This window comes from Thalassospira marina, from assembly GCF_002844375.1.
Taxonomy (GTDB): domain Bacteria; phylum Pseudomonadota; class Alphaproteobacteria; order Rhodospirillales; family Thalassospiraceae; genus Thalassospira; species Thalassospira marina.
This window is the reverse complement of record NZ_CP024199.1, coordinates 905,277-923,948: the sequence shown is the minus strand read 5'-3', so window position 1 is coordinate 923,948 and position 18,672 is coordinate 905,277. Positions and strand designations below refer to the sequence as shown.

15 protein-coding genes are annotated in these 18,672 nt (G+C 56.9%); 13 read left to right on the top strand and 2 right to left on the bottom strand.

Going from position 1 to position 18,672, the window contains the following annotated elements:
• The first annotated feature begins 584 nt into the window (after positions 1–584).
• The 13 genes from CSC3H3_RS04085 (at position 585) to CSC3H3_RS04025 (ending at position 17,114) form a co-directional block, all read left to right on the top strand.
• Complete coding sequence (locus tag CSC3H3_RS04085) at positions 585–2,189, top strand: flagellar hook-length control protein FliK (protein ID WP_101283885.1); 1,605 nt, start codon at positions 585–587, stop codon at positions 2,187–2,189.
• 16 nt (positions 2,190–2,205) lie between these two features.
• Positions 2,206–2,979, top strand: a complete 774-nt coding sequence (locus CSC3H3_RS04080) for a flagellar hook assembly protein FlgD (protein WP_101263906.1) — start codon at positions 2,206–2,208, stop codon at positions 2,977–2,979.
• Between the two features lie 53 nt (positions 2,980–3,032).
• A complete protein-coding gene (locus tag CSC3H3_RS04075; RefSeq protein WP_101263905.1) occupies positions 3,033–4,745 on the top strand; it encodes a flagellar hook-basal body complex protein in 1,713 nt (570 codons plus the stop codon).
• Between the two features lie 296 nt (positions 4,746–5,041).
• A complete protein-coding gene (gene fliF / locus CSC3H3_RS04070; RefSeq protein ID WP_101263904.1) occupies positions 5,042–6,697 on the top strand; it encodes a flagellar basal-body MS-ring/collar protein FliF in 1,656 nt (551 codons plus the stop codon).
• Between the two features lie 86 nt (positions 6,698–6,783).
• Positions 6,784–7,815, top strand: a complete 1,032-nt coding sequence (locus CSC3H3_RS04065; RefSeq protein WP_101283883.1) for a FliH/SctL family protein — start codon at positions 6,784–6,786, stop codon at positions 7,813–7,815.
• Positions 7,816–8,054: 239 nt separating this feature from the next.
• Positions 8,055–8,309: a flagellar motor switch protein FliN gene (gene fliN / locus CSC3H3_RS04060; RefSeq protein ID WP_371440813.1), complete on the top strand. Its 255-nt coding sequence runs from the start codon at positions 8,055–8,057 to the stop codon at positions 8,307–8,309.
• 23 nt (positions 8,310–8,332) lie between these two features.
• On the top strand, positions 8,333–9,127 hold the full coding sequence (locus tag CSC3H3_RS04055) for a motility protein A (RefSeq protein ID WP_101263902.1): 795 nt from the start codon (positions 8,333–8,335) through the stop codon (positions 9,125–9,127).
• Positions 9,128–9,209: 82 nt separating this feature from the next.
• The gene (locus tag CSC3H3_RS04050) at positions 9,210–10,853 is read left to right on the top strand and encodes a sigma-54-dependent transcriptional regulator (protein WP_101283881.1); all 1,644 of its coding nucleotides are present in this window, start codon (positions 9,210–9,212) and stop codon (positions 10,851–10,853) included.
• A 151-nt stretch (positions 10,854–11,004) separates the two neighbouring features.
• Positions 11,005–13,158: a flagellar biosynthesis protein FlhA gene (gene flhA, locus CSC3H3_RS04045; RefSeq protein ID WP_101263900.1), complete on the top strand. Its 2,154-nt coding sequence runs from the start codon at positions 11,005–11,007 to the stop codon at positions 13,156–13,158.
• Positions 13,159–13,182: 24 nt separating this feature from the next.
• The gene (locus tag CSC3H3_RS04040) at positions 13,183–14,181 is read left to right on the top strand and encodes a flagellar biosynthesis protein FlhF (protein WP_101283879.1); all 999 of its coding nucleotides are present in this window, start codon (positions 13,183–13,185) and stop codon (positions 14,179–14,181) included.
• Positions 14,178–14,966, top strand: a complete 789-nt coding sequence (locus CSC3H3_RS04035; protein ID WP_101263898.1) for a MinD/ParA family protein — start codon at positions 14,178–14,180, stop codon at positions 14,964–14,966. Before CSC3H3_RS04040 ends, CSC3H3_RS04035 begins: the two co-directional genes overlap by 4 nt.
• Positions 14,967–14,972: 6 nt before the next feature.
• Positions 14,973–16,622: a hypothetical protein gene (locus CSC3H3_RS04030; protein WP_101283877.1), complete on the top strand. Its 1,650-nt coding sequence runs from the start codon at positions 14,973–14,975 to the stop codon at positions 16,620–16,622.
• Positions 16,623–16,712: 90 nt separating this feature from the next.
• Positions 16,713–17,114 (top strand): hypothetical protein, encoded by a 402-nt coding sequence (locus CSC3H3_RS04025; RefSeq protein ID WP_101283875.1) that lies wholly within the window; start codon positions 16,713–16,715, stop codon positions 17,112–17,114.
• Positions 17,115–17,239: 125 nt separating this feature from the next.
• On the opposite strand, the gene CSC3H3_RS04020 is transcribed toward CSC3H3_RS04025, so the two are convergent.
• The gene (locus CSC3H3_RS04020) at positions 17,240–17,794 is read right to left on the bottom strand and encodes a 2OG-Fe(II) oxygenase (protein WP_101264207.1); all 555 of its coding nucleotides are present in this window, start codon (positions 17,792–17,794) and stop codon (positions 17,240–17,242) included.
• Positions 17,795–17,984: 190 nt separating this feature from the next.
• Complete coding sequence (locus tag CSC3H3_RS04015) at positions 17,985–18,656, bottom strand: ATP-binding cassette domain-containing protein (protein ID WP_101283873.1); 672 nt, start codon at positions 18,654–18,656, stop codon at positions 17,985–17,987.
• Positions 18,657–18,672 lie beyond the last annotated feature (16 nt).

Below are 18,672 nucleotides of genomic sequence, written 5' to 3'. Positions count from 1 at the left end.
GCATTCTCGGTCAGAATCCCCGGCAGGCAATACCTGTTCAAATATCGCTATCGCAGTTGCCCGACAGGCAAAGGCTGCACAGACAAGATAGGCGGCGCCATGCTTTGCGAAAACATTCCCATCCCGGCAAGTTCCGATCCAATATTGACCGGTCTTTGATAAGCCCAGGTTTGGTTGGTGAGATGGGGGATGCGTTTTTTTCAGTTCGCGCCCATTAGCAGGGTCTTTCCCGCTCAGTCAGAGAAACTCCAGGAACAAAGCATTCAGAATAAAGACGAGGCCAAGCCTGACGAGAATGAGGAAGGTGAAAGCGTCAATGCACTGGCGCCCTCACCTACTGGCGATTTGGCATAATACCCCGGCAATATCGGTAAAAATCCACCCATTTATACTGGTTCATTTTTGCCGTCGCCAATGCACCCCGGTAAAGACCTGCCAAAATCGCGGATATAGACAGACCGGCAAAAAATGCCTGATGGCGCCTGCCCCGCGTTAAAGCGTTGATCGGCATTAATATTTCGTAAACATGAAAACTGGCCCGCTGTTTGCATTATCTATCGCAGACTTACAAAAGGGACCGTGTCATGCACAGCTCTGCGATCGATAAAATCAGTACGCCTACCATATCGGTGCCTGCGCAGAACCAGCCTGCCAGCAGCAGTGTGGCCTTTGCCGACATCATGGACAAGGTTCATGCTGAACGGGCAGAGAATACTGCCCGGACGCAGAACCGACCGGCAAATAATGCCGCCGAGGACACCGCATTGCGCGACAACCGCAGCAATCGGGATGACCGGTCGCCGGTAAATACTGCCGCACGCGATGACCGAGACGCATCTGCGCGCAATGATCGCCGGGACGACGAACCGGTTCACAAAGCCGATGATTCCCGCAAGGATGATATCGGCCACAAAGACAAGCCGAAATCAGCCGAACGCCCTGATGACAAAAAGGATGCCGTGGCAGACGACAAGCCCGCGCAGGAAACTGCCGATAAAGACACGGGCAACCCAAAAGACACCCAAGGTGCCGGCGACGACGAAAAACTGGCGGACACGAGCAAACCTGCCAACGCCGGCACCACCCCCGATCAGGCCGAAGCAACGGGCGATCAAACCGTTGCCGAAGCCATTGCCGCAGCAACGCAGCCTGTTATTGCCAGCCAGACCGTCATTGGCGTCCCCACCGGGATGGGCGCACAGGCCGAAAACATGCAGGGCGGTGACGGGTCATCAAAGGATGCCCTGCTGAATTCGACCGCCCTTTCGCAATCGGGCGCGGCAAATGGTGCCGTGCAGGGCGATGGCAGTGCCGCCAAAACCATGCAGGCCGCGGCAATGGCCGGTATGGAAAGTGACGCAACAGCAGATGGCACCGGAAACGATGCCAAAACCGGGTTTGAAGCCGCCCTGAAACAGCAGGGTGCCGCCAAACCGGATGCAAACGCCAATACCGGCAATAACAGCCAGAATGGCAATAACAACACGGCAAACGCCGCCAATGCCAACAGCCAGGCCGGCAGCACCAATGTGGCAAATCTTGCCGCCTTGCAATCGGCCGCAACGCCGCAGGGTGCCACCCCGGCCGCCAGCAGCAGCCAGACCACGGCCAATGCCGGTGTTGGCGCGATTGACGGGGCCAGCGCCAATAGCGCAGTCACCGGCCTGCCCGGGCAAAATGTAGCCAGCACCACAACAGCCACGGTAACGGCACAGGCTGCCAGCGCACAGGCGGGCAAAGGGGCCGCGACCGCCGAAACGGTGCAGCAACAAGTGGCCGTACATATTAAAAATGCCGCCAGCGATGGCGTGGACCGTATTTCGGTTCAATTGCGCCCCGAACATCTGGGCCGGGTCGATGTGAAACTTGAAATTCACCATGACGGACATGTCCAGACCGTGGTGCAGGCCGATAACCGCCAGACCCTTGATATGCTGCGCCAGGATGTCAAAGGCCTGCAGCAGGCCCTTCGCGATGCGGGATTAAGCGCTGATTCACAAAGTTTCACCTTTGAGCACCGCCAGGAAGGTGGCCAGGGGCAAAACCAGAACCAGCAGGCCGGGAATTCCGGCCGGAATGGAACATCCCGTCCCAATGAGGGTGACATTATCAGCGGTGCCGAACTCGCCCAGCATGTTGCTGTCGGATACGGCATCAATTCCAACGGCCTTGTTGATATTCGCATTTAGAGACCGGAGCTAGAAGATGACTGTTTCATCCCTGACCAATATTGGTCTTCAGACCTCCAATCAGAATGCGTCCTCGTCACAATCGGCCGCATCGCTGTCGCAGAACTTTGATACCTTCCTGACGCTGCTGACAACGCAGCTGAAAAACCAGGACCCGACCTCGCCGATGGAAAGTGACAAATTCACCGACCAGCTCAGCCAGTTCGCCCAGGTGGAACAGGGTATCCAGACCAACAAGAACCTTGAAAACCTGCTGACGATGCAGGGCCAGCAGCGCCAGCTTTCGGCACTGTCCTATGTCGGTGCACAGATCGAGGCGGTTGGCGACACCAACTGGCATCGCGCTGGCGAAACCATGGACTTCAAATACAGCATTTCGCCCGAGGTCCCCTCGGCCCAGCTGCAGATCGTCGATCAGGACGGCAAAACCGTCTATTCCGAAACGGTCACCGATGTTTCCGGCGTCCAGTCCTTTACCTGGAATGGCAAGGACAATTCGGGCACGGACCAGGAAGAAGGTGCCTATACCCTGGTGGTCAAACCGCTGGGTGATGATGGCGATACCTTCAAGGATTCCAAAGGCAAGGCCGCAACGGTTTCGATCGGCATCGTGGGTAAGGTCGACAGTGTCGATATTGGCGATGACGATATTTATCTGCGGATCGGCGATGTGTCGGTTCCGTTTGCCACCCTGACCAACGTCAAGCTGGCATCGAATTCTGATGAGAACTCCGGAACAGGTAGCACCGGAAATGAAGGCGACGACACGGCAACCGACGACGCTGCCTGATCGTTAAAGCAACTTAAAAATACCTAACAGCCTGTAAGCGCAGGAGACAGAAAATGAGCCTTTTCGGTGCAATGATTTCCGGTGTATCCGGCCTGAACGCCCAGAGCCAGAACCTTGGCGTTATTTCGGACAACATCTCGAACCTCAATACGGTTGGCTATAAAAGCACCGTGGGTCGTTTCTCGACCCTGGTGACCCAGGCCGCCACCCACACCAATTACACCCCTGGTGGCGTACAGTTTCACCCGACAGCCCTGATCAGCAAACAGGGCCTGTTGCAGGCAACGTCCTCCACCACGGCAGCCGCCATTTCCGGCGACGGTTTCTTCCTGGTGCGCGATACCGCAACCCCGGGCGAAGACAGCGAACTGTTCTTTACCCGTGCCGGTGACTTCAAACCGGACGATAACGGCTATCTGAAAAATACTGCCGGCTATTATGTGCAGGGTTGGGCGACCGACCGTAACGGTCAGCTGCTTGACCGTACCGGTGCTGTCACCTCGTCCAACAGCTCGGCGGCTGGCGACCTTCAGGTGCTTGATATCAATTCCATCCTGACGGCTGCGGCATCGACCACGCGGATTGAATTTGGCGCAAACTTCAACGCCGATGAAACCCCGCTTGCCGGAACACCGACCACGTCAAGCACCGCCGGTATCGTTGCTGACACCACCGACCTTACGACGCTTGCCGGTATCAATGCGGGCGATACGTTCGACATTACGGTTGGCACCGGTGCCGCACAGACCATTACCATTGCCGCAGGTGAAACCCTGAACAGCCTGGCTGCCAAGATTTCGGCCCTGACGGGTGTTTCGGCAACGGTTGACACCACCAGCACCAACCACACCCTGTCGATTTCCTCGACCGATCCGGAACAGACCCTGGCCCTGACCGACACCAGCGGTGACCTGGCAGCCCTTGGCTTTGGGACCCTGACCACAACGGCAGCCTTTACACCGGGTGCGGGTAACATCGCATCGGGCGCGATTACGGCAAACAACACCCTGCCGATCACGGTTTATGACTCGCTTGGTACGGCGCACAAGCTGAACCTGCAGGTCGTCAAACTGGGCCAGAACAAATGGGGTTACGAACTGACCGGTTCGACCGCAACCGGCCAGCTTGATGCTACCGCACATCCGAATGGCCTGATCGCATCGGGCACCATGACCTTTGATGGTAACGGCGCGCTTAAAACCTTTACCGATGAAGGCGGCCTGTCACGTGTTGACCAGCCGATCACCGGCATCACCTGGTCCAACGGTGCCGAGCCCAGCTCGTTCACGCTTGATGCCGGGACCATTGGCCAGACCGACGGCATCACCCAGTTTGCTGCTGGCACGGACGCCAACGGCAACCTGATCGACTATACCACGCACTTCATCAACCAGGATGGTGCACAGGCCGGTACGATGGTGAATTATGGCTTTACCGAAGACGGCTTCCTGCAGGTCGAATTCGCCAATGGTGTGAAACGCCCGGTCTACAAGCTGGCGGTTGCCACCTTTGAAGCACCGGATTCACTGGAAAACCACACGGGCAACGTTTACCGCCAGACCCGTGAATCCGGTGACTATCTACTGCGTGAACCGGGCCTGAACGGTGCGGGTTCGGTTGTGGCTTCGGCACTTGAATCATCGAACGTTGATCTGGCCGAAGAATTCACCAACATGATCGTGACCCAGCGTGCCTATTCGGCCAACACCAAAACCATTACCACCACGGACGAAATGCTCGACGAGCTGATCCGGGTGAAACGTTAATACCGGCTGGCGCGGGCTAATCCCCCGCGCTGCTGGTCTGGCAGCTTCTGCCACAGGCTTACTGTTAGGGACTCGCCCGGCTTTTGGCCGGGCTTTTTTTTCGGCAAACGGGTACCTACATAGTATAATATCGAGCATTCAACCCCGAATGCCCATAAACGGGCACCAGTGGGCAAAAATTGCCGGTCGTTAACCTGTTCTTCAACTTGGACCCCTATTCGTGATAGGGGTTGGTAGGCATTGCTAGCATGCCAGTTTGGGAATTGGGGTGACCGAGCGGGATAGGAGCAGCCTGAATGGGCGGCATTTTACAGACTCTCAAGAGCCTGGGGCCGACACGTCTGATGGCGTTGTCGGGCGTGGGCCTATTGCTGATTGTGTTTTTTGCTTTTCTGATTCTGCGCGTATCCGCGCCGAACATGGATCTGCTGTACCGTGACCTGTCCCCTGCCGATGCCGGCCAGATCGTTGACCGCCTCGATAGCCAGCAGATCGATTATCAGCTTCTGAAGGGCGGCACTGAAATTCTGGTTCCTGCCGACCAGGTCAACCGCCTGCGCATTGCCATGGCCGAAGCCGGGCTGCCGTCGGGCGGATCTGTCGGTTATGAAATTTTTGACAAACAGGATGGCATGGGCTCGACCAGCTTCGAGCAGAACATCAACCATGTCCGTGCGCTTGAAGGTGAGCTTTCGCGCACCATTGCCTCCATTCAGTCGGTCAAGCAGGCCCGTGTGCATCTGGTTTTGCCCAAACGCCAGATGTTTTCGCGCGAAACCCAGGAACCCAGTGCGTCTATTGCCCTGCAGCTTCAGGGCAAGGAACTTGATGCCGAGCAGGTCGCCGCCATTCAGCACCTTGTTGCCGCTGCCGTGCCGCAGCTTGTTCCCAGCAAGGTTTCCATCATTGATGAGCGCGGCCATCTTCTGGCGCGTGGTGATGGTGAACAGCAAACAGCGACCTTCCTGACCCAGACCGCCGATGAAATGCGCATCCGCAATGAAACGCGCCTGCGCAACACCATCGAAGACCTGCTGTCGCGTTCGCTTGGCTATGACCAGGTGCGCGCCGAAGTCTCGGTCGATATGAATTTCAACAAGGTCACGACCAATAACGAACGTTTCAACCCCGATGAGCAGGTTGTGCGTTCCAGCCAGACAGTTGACCAGACATCGACCAATACCGAAACCGATGGCACCGACCCGGTTACCCTGCAAAACAACCTGCCGGACCCGAACCTGAGCAGCAATGGCGCGGGCAGCAACAGCCAGGAAAACCGCTCGGAAGAAACGGTCAATTACGAAATTTCCAAAACCACCACCACCAGCATCAAGGAAATTGGCGAAATTTCCCGTGTGACGGTGGCTGTGCTGGTTGATGGCACCTACAGCACCAACGAAAATGGTGAGCAGGTTTACCAGGAACGTTCGCCCCAGGACCTGGACAAGATTGCCGCCCTGGTCCGCAGCGCGATTGGGTATGACCCCAACCGTGGTGACCAGGTTGAAGTCATCAACATGAAATTTGCTGATACATCCGACATGTTCAGCGATGCACCGGTTGATACCTTCCTTGGCCTCGACAAAAACGAAGTCTTCCGCATTGCTGAAATGCTGGTACTAGCGATTGTCGCGATCCTGGTTATCCTGCTGGTGGTTCGCCCGCTGCTTACCCGTGCCTTTGAAACGCTGCCCAGTGCGGCGGATATGGCCCAGCGCCAGCTTCTGGCCGAAGATGGCAGCATGCTGGCCGAAGGCGGGCAGCCGGCACTGGCGGGCCCTGCCCCGGTACCGGGCGCACATATGGCTGACGAGCATGACGAACTGATCAACATTTCGCAGGTCGAAGGCCGGGTGAAGGCATCGTCGGTCAAAAAGATTGGCGAAATTGTCGACAAACACCCGGAAGAGGCCCTGGCGATCATTCGCAACTGGCTTTATCAGGAAAACTGATCACCGCTGGTATGATGTTGCCTGTTTGACATTCCTGATCCGGGGTTACGGCCCCGGACTAACACCCGACAGATTGCCGAAATGACATGACTGCGATCGAAAAATTCAAATTCACCTTAAATTTTGACGACGCGGACACCGTTATCCGCCCTGCGGGCGCGGAAGAAGAACATTATTCGCTAAAGCGCAAATCGCAGAAAAAGAAAAAAGAAGACGAGGCCCCGCCGCCCCCACCCGCCATTTATACCGAAGAGCAAATGCAAACCATGCTGCGCGATACCGAAACGCGCGCACGTGAAGAAGCCTTTGCCCAAGGCCATGAACAGGGCCTTAACCAGGGGCGCGAGGAAATCCTGAATTCGCTGGAAAAGGCGGTTGCCGATACAGCCCAGCTTTTGGCGGCACGCCTTGTACATATCGACGAGTTGCAAAAGCGGGCCCATGCCAGCACTGCCGAAGATGGCATCCATGTTACCCGCGCGATTGTCAAAAAGCTATTGCCGGCATGGGTGCAGGAAAATTCGACCGTCGAAATCGAAAGCATCGTTCGCAAATGCCTGTCGAACCTGTTTGATGCCCCCAAGGTGCTTATTCAGGTCCATCCCGAAATTGCCGGGGAATTGCAGGCGCGCGTAAGTGAAATTGCCCAAAGCAGGGGTTTTTCCGGCCAGGCCGTTGTGGTGGGCGAAGCCAGCATTGCCAAGGGTGATTGCCGTGTATCGTGGGGCGATGGCACGGCCGTTCGCGACCAGGCCCGTACCTGGGGCGAAATCAACGCCATTGTTGAAAATGCGATTATCGCACATCGCGAAGCCCATGCCCTGCCCGACAATAACCCGATGGCAGACCCCGCCGTGCAGGAAAGCCGCCTGCCCGAGCCGCAGCCACAGCAGCAACCACGACCAGCCCCCGTTGCCCAGCAGGCAACAACAGGTGAGGTTGCAGGGGAAAGCAATGCCCCGGCCGAACAGGCGCAATCATCCGTATCGGCAACGGCAACAGCACCGGCATCACCTGCGGGGCCGTCAATGCAGCCTGACCAGCCAGCCCAACATGCCCCATCACCGGCGGGTGTTGAAAATGCGGATGGGACAGAACTGCCAAAAGGCGATAATTAGGGTGCGCCCGCACATGCCAGGCAAAAGATACCTTTGGCAAAATAAAACAATAGATTGCATCACAGCGGTGATGAAAGCGACAATGCAGGTTCGGCAGGAGCAATCCGCCCCGATACAAGCAGGAGAACAAAATGGCAGATGATGACGATCTTGAACTGTCCGAACTCGATGATGATGATATCGAGCTGGAAGGCGAAGGAACCGAATTGCTGGCCGGACTCGATACCAGCGGCGAGGGGATGAAAACCTCCAAGGACCTGGAAGCGGTTTATGATATTCCCGTTCAGGTCTCGGCGGTGCTGGGAAAAGCGACCATGCAGGTCAGCCAACTGCTGAAATTGGGTCGTGGTGCTGTCGTGGAGCTTGACCGCAAGGTTGGGGAAGCTATTGATATATATGTCAACAACCGCCTGGTCGCCCGCGGCGAAGTGGTTGTGGTGGAAGACCGTCTGGGTGTAACCATGACGGAAATCATCAAATCAGAACGAAACTAGGCTGGTCAGAAGGATAGCTGGGAATGGCGGACGGGGGGACGAAGACGACGTTCGACATCGCAACGGTGGTCGGACTGCTCGTCGGGTTTGCGCTGGTGATAGCTGCGATTGTGCTGGGTGGGTCGCCCGGCGCATTTATTGACGTACCATCAATCCTGATCGTGCTGGGCGGGACGGCCGCAATTACGGCGGTGTGTTTTGCCCTGGGCGAATTTCTGGGGATTGGCAAGGTTCTGGCGCGGACAATTTTTCATCCGTCGCGTAACCCGTCCGATGCGGCCCTGCAGATTTTGCAGCTTGCCGAAATTGCCCGCAAGGGCGGCGTCCTGTCCCTTCAGGGGCATCTTGATAGCCTGCTGAGTGAAGAATATCTGTGGAAGGGCCTGTCGCTTGTGGTGGATGGCACCCCGCCCGAGGAAGTCGAAGGTATCATGCGCAAAGACATGAATGCCACGATCGCCCGCCATCACAAGGGGGCCAGCATCCTGAAAAAAGCGGGCGACATTGCCCCGGCCATGGGCCTGATCGGGACACTGATCGGTCTGGTGCAGATGCTGGGCAACCTTGATGACCCGTCGTCAATTGGCCCGTCCATGGCGGTCGCCCTTCTGACAACATTTTATGGTGCCGTGCTTTCAAACATGGTTTTCATGCCACTGGCCGCCAAACTGGAACGTAACTCGCAGGAAGAAGAACTGCTGAATTCGGTCTATATGGTGGGTGCCGTTTCCATTGGCCGGCAGGAAAACCCCCGCCGCCTGGAAATGCTGCTGAATTCCATTTTGCCGCCGGCAAAACGGGTCAGTTATTTTGATTGATCTTCTGTTGCCATTTTTTAGTGATAAATCAATGGTATCACAGCACAGACACACAAAAAGCGGATCAGAAAGAGATTAGGCAATGCAGGTATTGATCGTTGGTGGACTGGGCGGCCAGATCGGCGCAGCCAGCAAGATCGCGATGGCCCGGGGTGCCTCGGTACAGTTGGCCGAAAGCGTCACCACGGCGTTAAACATCCTGCGCGCGGGCAAGCGGATTGATCTGGTCATGGCCGATATCGCGCTTGATGTTGGTGCGCTGATTACGGCCCTGTCGACCGAACGCATCAGCGTACCGGTGGTGGCCTGTGGCGTGGGTAATGACATTAACGGTGCGGTAAATGCCATTAAGGCCGGTGCGCAGGAATATATCCCCCTGCCCCCCGAAGCCGCCCTGATTGCGGCCATTTTTGAAGCCGTAACCGAAGAAAGCCATGCCCTGATCCATCGCGACCCGCGCATGACCGAAACCCTGCGTCTGGCCGAACAGGTGGCACGCAGCAATGCATCCATCCTGATCACGGGTGAAAGTGGTACCGGCAAGGAAATTTTAAGCCGGTTTATCCACCGCAAATCCAACCGGGCGGACAAACCCTTTGTCGCGGTGAATTGCGCGGCCATCCCGGATAACCTGCTGGAATCAGAACTGTTCGGCCATGAAAAAGGGGCCTTTACCGGCGCCCAGGCCCGGCGTATTGGCAAATTTGAAGAGGCCGATGGCGGCACCCTTTTGCTTGATGAAATCAGTGAAATGGATGTTCGCCTGCAGGCAAAGCTGTTGCGTGTTATTCAGGAACGCGAAATTGACCGGCTGGGCGGCAGCAAACCGGTCAAGGTCGATGTCCGCATTCTGGCGACATCAAACCGCGATCTGGAATCCTATGTCCAGCAGGGCAATTTCCGCGAAGACCTGTATTTCCGTTTGAATGTCGTCAATCTTGATATTCCGTCGTTGCGCGAACGGCCGGGCGATATTCCGGTGCTGGCAGAATTTTTCGTGCGCAAATATTCCGAAGCCAACGACATGCCGATCCGCCCGATCAGCCCGCTGGCGATTGACCGGCTGATAAGCCATTACTGGCGCGGCAATGTGCGTGAACTTGAAAATACCATGCATCGCGCGGTGTTGATTGCCGGGCCAGATGAAATCGGGCCAGAGGCCATCATGCTGACGGGCGGCGCACCTGCTGGCGCGCAATCACAACCCGCCCCGGCACAGCAGCCCGCTGCCCCCGCAACAGCCCCGGCAAACGGCAGCGACCCGCGCGACATTGCACGCAGCAATGCGGCCGCAGCGGCCTATAACCCCACCTATGTCAACCAGGCCTATCGCAATTCCGGCGCGGCAAGCAGCGGTTATGGCCAGCCTGCCCCCCATCCTTACGATGCGGCCCGCCCCGCCGAACAGTCCGCCGCCCATACACCGGCAGCCCCGGCAGATGATGCAGCCCATACATCCCATCACGCGCCAGATGGCAGCGGGGTGCCGTCTGCGGAAACGGCTGATCACGGGGTGATTTCTGACAATGGGTCGATCACGGCAGCGCTGGTTGGGCGCACGGTGGCCGATGTTGAACGTGAACTGATTATCGATACCCTGAAACATTGTTTTGGCAATCGCACGCACGCCGCCAATATATTGGGTATATCGATCCGTACTTTGCGTAACAAACTGCGCCAATATACCGATGAAGGGGTTGATATTCCGCTGCCGGGCAATGGGTGACCGGGCAGGGAAGCGCGCGGCTGGAAACTGTGCTGCCCCTTTTAAATAATCGATTGCGCAAACACGGTGACATGGCACCGGATCACGCATAAAAGACGGGCAGGAAAAAAACCGCCAAACCGGGCAACAAGCAGGAACAACGTTTACGAATATGGCAGATGGTCGCCAAATAACCCCTTCGGGGTCTGGAAAATCCGACGGTTCGGCCGGCGGGGGCGATTTTATGGCCAATATGCAGGTCCGCGTACGTGCGGCCCTGCGCCGCGGCGACATTGCCATGGCTTTGGGCTTCGTCCTGATCCTTGTGATCATGATGTTCCCGTTGCCGACCTGGTTGCTCGACATGTTCCTGGCGATCTCGATCAGCTTTTCAATCCTGATCCTGATGACGGCCCTGTTTATTCAAAAACCGCTGGAATTCAACTCGTTCCCGACAATCCTGCTGGTTGCAACATCGTTGCGACTGGCCCTTAACATTGCCACCACGCGCCTTATCCTTGGCCATGGCCACGAAGGACCACAGGCAGCAGGGCATGTTATTCAGGCCTTTGGCAGTTTTCTGGTCAGCGGCAATTTCGTTATCGGGATCATTGTTTTTGCCATCCTTGTGATCATCAACTTTGTCGTGATCACCAAGGGTTCGGGCCGTATTGCCGAAGTCGCGGCACGTTTTACCCTTGATGCCATGCCCGGCAAGCAGATGGCGGTTGACGCCGATCTGTCGTCAGGCCTGATCAACGAGGAACAGGCCAAGGCCCGGCGTAAGGAACTGGAAGAAGAAAGCGCGTTTTTCGGCTCCATGGATGGTGCATCGAAATTCGTGCGCGGTGACGCGGTCGCCGGTATTCTGATCACGTTTATCAACGTTATTGGCGGTATCATCATCGGCACGGCGCAAATGGGCCTGTCGCTGAATGAAGCAACCGAAACCTACACCATCCTGACCGTGGGTGACGGCCTGGTTTCGCAGATCCCCGCACTGATCGTGTCGACCGCAGCAGGCCTTCTTGTCACCAAAGGCGGCATGGAAGGTGCGACCGAAAAGGCCGTTTTTGGCCAGGTATCGAACTACCCTGCCGCCCTTGGCATTGGCGCTGCAATGATGGGCGGCATGTCGCTTTTGCCCGGTATTCCCATGATCTGGTTTATGGGGTCCGCCATTGGCCTTGGTTATCTTGCCTGGTTCCTGAGCAAACGGCAAAAGGCCGCCGCCGAAGTTGCCACGCGCGAGCAAAGCGATGCCGCCGCACAGGCCGCCGCCCCGCCCGCCGAAGAACCCATCGCCAATGCACTGCGCATGGATTATGTGCGCCTTGAACTGGGTTACGGCCTGCTATCACTGATCAGCACGGAACGCGGCCAGAAACTGACCGACCAGATCAAAGCCCTGCGGCGCCAGATGGCGGCGGATATGGGCTTTGTCATGCCCAGCGTGCGCATTCAGGATAACATGCAGCTGCCGGCCAATACCTATGTCGTGCGCGTCAAGGAGATCGAGGCAGGCCGGGGTGATTTGCGCCCCAACATGCTGCTGGTGATGGACCCGCGCGGCGAGGAAATTACGCTGGCCGGTGAAAAAACCATCGAACCGACCTTCAACCTGCCTGCCATGTGGGTGGAACAGGGCATGAAGGAAGAAGCCATGTTCCGGGGCTATACCGTGGTGGACCCGCAAACCGTGATCACCACGCACCTGACCGAAGTTGTCAAGGACCATATGCCCGAGCTGCTATCCTATGCCGAAACGCAAAAGCTGCTTGACGAGCTGGAAGACGAACAGAAAAAACTGGTCGAGGATATTATCCCCGGTCAGATTTCGGTCGGTGGTGTGCAGCGTGTCCTGCAGGCCCTGTTGACCGAACGCATTTCCATTCGTGACCTGCCGACCATTCTGGAAGGCATTGGCGAGGCTACTGCCTTTACCCGCAATCCTACCTTCATGACCGAACATGTAAGATCGCGGCTGGCCCGGCAATTGTCCGATACCAATTCAAACGCCGATGGTGTTATTCCGCTGGTAACACTGTCGCCGGAATGGGAACAGATTTTTGCCGAAAGCCTGGTGGGCAGTGGCGAGGAAAAGCAGCTTTCCATGCCGCCAAGCCAGCTTCAGGAATTTATCAACAAGGTGCGCACCACGTTTGAGCGCCTTGGCATGATGGGGGAATCCCCTGTCCTGCTGACCAGCCCGGGTATTCGCCCCTATGTCCGGTCGATTGTAGAGCGTTTCCGCCCGGCAACGGTTGTGATGTCGCAAAACGAAATTCACCCCAAGGCACAATTAAAAACAATGGGGCAAATCTGATGATCGGGCAAAAAGAGGCGTGCCATGCGTCTTAAAACATTTACCGCCCCGACCATGAGTGCGGCGATGGCGCTGGTCAAAGAACATATGGGGGCTGATGCCATCATTGTTTCGACCCAGGATATTCCCGGGTCGGGCGTGCGCCTGACCGCCGCGATTGATAGCGAACCTGAATTTGATATCGGCATTGGCACTGGTGTTGACGATGGCTTGGGTGCGCCCAGCCTTGATGAACTGATCGAGGAAGCCGAAGCCGCCCTTATCCGCCATTCGGTGCCCGAAAGGTTGCGCCTGCGCCTGTGCGATGCCATGGGCCGCGAACGTAACCCCGGCAATGTCCAGCAATTGCTGGCAAGCGCGTTAGACGAGATTTTTGAATTTACCCCGTTGCCCGAAAAAAGCAGCCCGCGCGCCATTGCCTTTGTCGGAACGCCGGGATCGGGCAAGACCCTGTGTGTGGCCAAGGCCGCCGCACGGGCGGTGATGAAAAAACGTCGGGTCGCCGTTTTGACCAGCGATACCAAACGTGCCGGTGGCGTTGAACAATTACGGGCCTTTACCAAAATCCTGAAAATTCCGCTGGGCATCATAAAATCGCCAGATGATTTGCGTAACCAGTTTGAAGCGGTGCGGGGATCGGACCTGGTGTTTGTCGATACGGCAAACTGCAATCCCTACCTGCAGACCGAACTGGCAACGCTTGGCGAATTTTTGCAATCCGTTCCCAGCGAGCCGATCCTGGTTTGCCCTGCCGGTGTTGATGCCGAGGAAACCGGGGATATTGCCAATGCCTTTGCCGAATGCGGTACAACCCGCATGCTGATAACACGCCTTGATGTTGCATCACGACTGGGAGGGGCGTTATATGGTGCGGACACAGGAAACCTTTCCCTCTGCAATGTCAGCATGACCGCACAGGTTGCAGACGGGTTAACAGCCATTAGCCCGGTCGCACTGGCAAAGTTGCTTATTCCTGCCAGACACAGCCACAAGAAAACGAGTTTCGCCGAGGTCATGAAATGACATCCAAAACTGATGCCACCCCCAAACAGGCAGGACGCCCCAAGGGACGTAATGTCATTGCCATTGCCTCGGGCAAGGGCGGTGTGGGCAAAACATGGTTTGCCATTTCGCTGTGCCATGCCCTTGCCCTGCATGAGCTTAAGGCATTGCTGTTTGACGGCGACCTGGGTCTTGCCAATATCGATATCCAGCTAGGCCTGATGCCCAAGCACGACCTTGGCAGTGTTATTTCCGGCCGCCTTGCGCTGCGCGATGCCATTACCGAATTTGAAGATGGCGGGTTTGATATTGTTGCCGGGCGCAGCGGGTCGGGCACGCTTGCCAATTTGTCGACCGCCCGCCTGCAGGCCCTGTCAGATGACCTGCTGCAAACCGGCAAATCCTATGACAAGGTATTGATCGACCTGGGCGCGGGCGTGGACCAGGGCGTGCGCCAGATGACCAGCCTTGCCAATACCGTTATCGTATTGACCAATGGTGACCCCACCGCCCTGACCGATGCCTATGCCTTTATCAAAGTAACCCATATGGCACGGCCCAAAACCGATATCCGGGTGGTGGTTAATCTGGCGAAGGACAAAAAGGAAGGCGAAGCCATTTATGGCAAACTTCTGAAAGCGTGCGAGGGTTTCCTTAAAATCTCGCCGCCGCTTCTGGGTGTGATCCGGGCAGATAGCAAGGTTTCGGAATGCATCCGTAACCAGACGCCGCTTTTAACCCGTCATCCCAATTCAAATGCGGCACAGGATATCGAGGCAATTGCAACAAGGTTGATCGAAGGATAGCCCGTTATGGCCGCGAGCAGCCCCACCGTCCCATCTGTTTCGGGTGCCAATGCCGTTGGCGCTGGAAATGCGGGTTCGGGAAATGGGGCGGCCACGGCCATTGTGCAAAACCCGCCCGCCGCCCTTACGAAACTGCCCGTCGACAGCCTGCTTCAGGCAACGCTTCAGGCCAAAAATGGTGCCGAAGTCACCCTGCAAACCAGTGCAGGGAATGTCACGGTCAAACTGCCCCAACCCCTACCCGGTAACCTGAATGATCTGGTATGGGTGCGCATCATGCCGCAAAGCGGTGCTGATGGCAGCAATGGCCTGCGATTGCAGGTTTTACCCCAGATGTTGCCCGGTGGAGGTAGCGCTGGTGGTGCCGCGGCTGGCAGTGCGGCAGCAGCCACAAATGCCAACCCGGCCAGCATCCTGCCCGGTCAAAGCTTTACCGGCATGACAACCAGCACCCTGTCTTTTCCCGGTGGCAGCACATTACCCGCCGGTAGCCAGGTGCAAATGATGTTTGTTGGCCCCGGTGCCGCATCCCCGGCCAAAGCGGCCGGGTTAATGGCGGCGGGCCAGGGTTTGGGCATGGCCGGGGCAACATCGCAAGGTGGCCTTACCAGCAGCGGGAATTTACCCGCCACCATCCTGGCGCAACAGGGCGCAACAGCAGGCGGGGCAGCAGGTGCGGCTGGTACAAATACCGGCCTTCTGGCGGCAGGGGGTGCCAAACCAGCAGCCCCGATGATTTTGACCGGCACGGTTTTGCCGCCCGGCAGCCCCGAAGCCCGGATGCTACCCGATGGTTTTACCGCCCTTCGCACCAATGCCGGGATTGTTGGTGTGCGCCTGCCTGTACCAGCACCGGTTGGTGCGACACTTTCCTTTGCCATTGATGCCAATAACCTTGCCGCCGCACGCCTGCCTCAGCCGGTAATGACCGAGGGCGAGTTAATGGCCCGTGGGCAGGCCGCCAGCCTGAGCCAGGATTGGGACAGCCTGCAACGTGCCATATCCACGCTGGCCCAAAGCGACCCGCAGGCCGCGCAAGCCCTGCTTAATCAAATTCCTGCCGCAGGCCCGCGCCTGACCACAACAATGATGTTTTTCTTTACCGCCATTGTTGGGGCCGGTGGTTCTGCCAAAAGCTGGCTGGGGGATCGCACGATTGGCGCGCTTGATAAAAGCGATGGCAAGGATAGCGGCCTTGGCAAAAAGCTGGACAAGGATTTTAACACCCTGCGCGGCATGGCTAGCGAACCGCGAAGCGACGGCTGGCGTGTAATGTCGATGCCCTTTCAAATGGGGGACCGCATTGAACAGATGCAGTTTTCCTGGCGCCAGACCCAAAGCGACGAGGATGAAAGCCGCGATCAGAAACCCAATGATCCCGGCACCCGATTTTTGCTGGATTTATCCTTTACCCGGCTGGGTCATACCCAGTTGGACGGGCTGGTGCGCAAGGAAACGCAGAAATTTGATTTGATCGTACGCACCGAAAACACCCTGGATGGCCCGCAGCGTGACGATATCCGGGCTATTTTCAACCAGGCACTGGCCATTTCCAAACTGGGCGGCAGCCTGAACTTCCAAAACGGTAACCGCTTTATCGAGGTCAGCCGCGAACCGGCAACACCCGGCCCGCAAAAACGCGGCCTTGAGGCTTAGGCCAGCACCACCAAGCATCCTTGTCACACTGGCTTTGGGCGCAAAGCAGGATTATGCTGTAAAATTCAATTCCCTATCGGATACAGGCCCATGCTGGAAATTTTTGAACGTCGCAACCTGATCGAAACCGAAGCAAACCCCGGCGTTCAACTCGATTATGTCGTGACACTGCATAGCGAATTACGCGGGGCGCCCAACGTTTTTCCCGCCCGGCTAAGCCTGCGCTATGTCCCGGACCGGCTGATCCTGAAACCGGGCTGCCTTGCCACCTATTTCCAGGAAATCGAAACAATTGAATTTGTTAATCTGGAACAGGCCGCCGTTTTGTTGATGGAAGATTTCAACAACGAACTGGTGCCCCGCTGGATTAATATGCGGCTTGATAAACACACCGCCGATAATGGCAGTGTGCAGCATCATGAAGCAACCCTGGAAGACCGCCAGCCGCGCTGGAACAATGCCCGCCTGATCGAACGGCTGGAACGGTACTGATTGGCAGCAGCCTTGCCTGCCAGCCCCCTTCCCTGCCCGCGCCAAACCCGCACATCACCCGGTATCAAACAAAACGGGCGGCAAATGCCGCCCGATTCATATGAATATAAAACGGTGGTGATCGCTTAGCGGAATGGTTGCCCGTGGATCCAGATGGACAGGGAATAGCGCGTTCCCGCAACAGTCGGTGCCACCCGATGCAGCACAAAACTGGGAAACAGAATGGCAGAACCCCGTGTCATCGGTGCATCAATAATATGCCCGGCGGGGTTAAGCTGTAGCTGGCCACCTTCATATTCGGTGGGTTCGGAAAGCTGGATCACCATGGTCAGCTTGCGCCGCCGTGCGACTTCCGATGCGCCAATATCGCTGTGCCAGTCATAATGGCCGCGCTGGTCGCCTTCATAACGGGCGATCTGGGCATTTTCGGCAAAATCGGTCAGGCCGAAATCAAAACATTCCCGGTTCGCCGTTGCCACCAGATCAATGATCCGGCGCATGACTTCGGGTTCCTGTTCTTCGTTGAACCAGCCAATCTGGCTGCGGCGGATATGGCTTGCCGATTGCCCCTGAACCAGCCCGCCTTCATCCAGACGGTCATTGAAATTGGCGATCAGCCGTTCGCAGGTGGCTGCGTCCAGTGCGTCGGGCACAATCAGAGACATTTCATCAGGGAACATATCACCAAGACTCCAAAAGGCGCCCGATTGGCGCACGCGCCGATCTATACCGCTTTTCCCATGCTGCCTAGCGGAAAATAACACCCGCGCGCAGTTTTTGGGATGGGCAAAACCGGCACAACAAAATCAGCCCGATATGGCAATTTTTAGACTGTTGCCATAATAAAAAAGTGCCATTTTCCCCGCCATTTCAGGCAACTGGACCATTTAAGGTGATAATTTCGCCCCCGGTTGCGCTGGCGTCGTCGGGGTCGTGGGTTACCATCAGGGTGGGTAATTGCTGCTTGCGGGCCTGATCAAACACAAATTCGCGAAACTGGCTGCGCAATTTGGCATCCAGCCGGGAAAACGGTTCGTCCAGCAACAGGGCAGACGGCGATGATAACAATACCCGCATCAGGGCCACCCGGGCCCGCTGCCCCCCCGAAAGTGTTGCCGGGTCCCGCCCGGCAAACCCGGCAAGGCCCGCGATTTCCAAGGCCTGTTCCACCTTTTCGCGGCGATGCCCTGCACCTTTGATATCACCAGGCAAGGCAAAAGCCAGATTGCCCCCCACCGATAAATGCGGAAACAGCAAATCATCCTGAAACAGGATGCCAACTTGGCGGTCCTGGGGGGCCAGATCATTAATCTTTCGCCCGCTTAACCACACGCTGCCCTGCACATCAAAACCGGGTTCAAGCGTACCGCAAATATGCCCCAGCAATGATGATTTGCCCGCCCCGCTTGGCCCCATCAGGGTAACAATTGCGCCCGGTGCCACCACCAGATCAAGGTCACACAAAACCCGCCCGCGCAGCGTGATTTTAACGCCATCAAGGACCAGACCTTTGCGCGATTGCGGGTTTTCAACAGGTGGCATTGCTGTGTTTTTCCTT

What these genes read in the sequence shown, in the direction of transcription:
- CSC3H3_RS04085 (WP_101283885.1), top strand. Translation starts at nt 585, where the DNA reads ATGCACAGCTCTGCGATCGATAAAATCAGTACGCCTACCATATCGGTG.
- CSC3H3_RS04080 (WP_101263906.1), top strand. Translation starts at nt 2,206, where the DNA reads ATGACTGTTTCATCCCTGACCAATATTGGTCTTCAGACCTCCAATCAG.
- CSC3H3_RS04075 (WP_101263905.1), top strand. Translation starts at nt 3,033, where the DNA reads ATGAGCCTTTTCGGTGCAATGATTTCCGGTGTATCCGGCCTGAACGCC.
- fliF (WP_101263904.1), top strand. Translation starts at nt 5,042, where the DNA reads ATGGGCGGCATTTTACAGACTCTCAAGAGCCTGGGGCCGACACGTCTG.
- CSC3H3_RS04065 (WP_101283883.1), top strand. Translation starts at nt 6,784, where the DNA reads ATGACTGCGATCGAAAAATTCAAATTCACCTTAAATTTTGACGACGCG.
- fliN (WP_371440813.1), top strand. Translation starts at nt 8,055, where the DNA reads ATGAAAACCTCCAAGGACCTGGAAGCGGTTTATGATATTCCCGTTCAG.
- CSC3H3_RS04055 (WP_101263902.1), top strand. Translation starts at nt 8,333, where the DNA reads ATGGCGGACGGGGGGACGAAGACGACGTTCGACATCGCAACGGTGGTC.
- CSC3H3_RS04050 (WP_101283881.1), top strand. Translation starts at nt 9,210, where the DNA reads ATGCAGGTATTGATCGTTGGTGGACTGGGCGGCCAGATCGGCGCAGCC.
- flhA (WP_101263900.1), top strand. Translation starts at nt 11,005, where the DNA reads ATGGCAGATGGTCGCCAAATAACCCCTTCGGGGTCTGGAAAATCCGAC.
- CSC3H3_RS04040 (WP_101283879.1), top strand. Translation starts at nt 13,183, where the DNA reads ATGCGTCTTAAAACATTTACCGCCCCGACCATGAGTGCGGCGATGGCG.
- CSC3H3_RS04035 (WP_101263898.1), top strand. Translation starts at nt 14,178, where the DNA reads ATGACATCCAAAACTGATGCCACCCCCAAACAGGCAGGACGCCCCAAG.
- CSC3H3_RS04030 (WP_101283877.1), top strand. Translation starts at nt 14,973, where the DNA reads ATGGCCGCGAGCAGCCCCACCGTCCCATCTGTTTCGGGTGCCAATGCC.
- CSC3H3_RS04025 (WP_101283875.1), top strand. Translation starts at nt 16,713, where the DNA reads ATGCTGGAAATTTTTGAACGTCGCAACCTGATCGAAACCGAAGCAAAC.
- CSC3H3_RS04020 (WP_101264207.1), bottom strand. Translation starts at nt 17,794, where the DNA reads ATGTTCCCTGATGAAATGTCTCTGATTGTGCCCGACGCACTGGACGCA.
- CSC3H3_RS04015 (WP_101283873.1), bottom strand. Translation starts at nt 18,656, where the DNA reads ATGCCACCTGTTGAAAACCCGCAATCGCGCAAAGGTCTGGTCCTTGAT.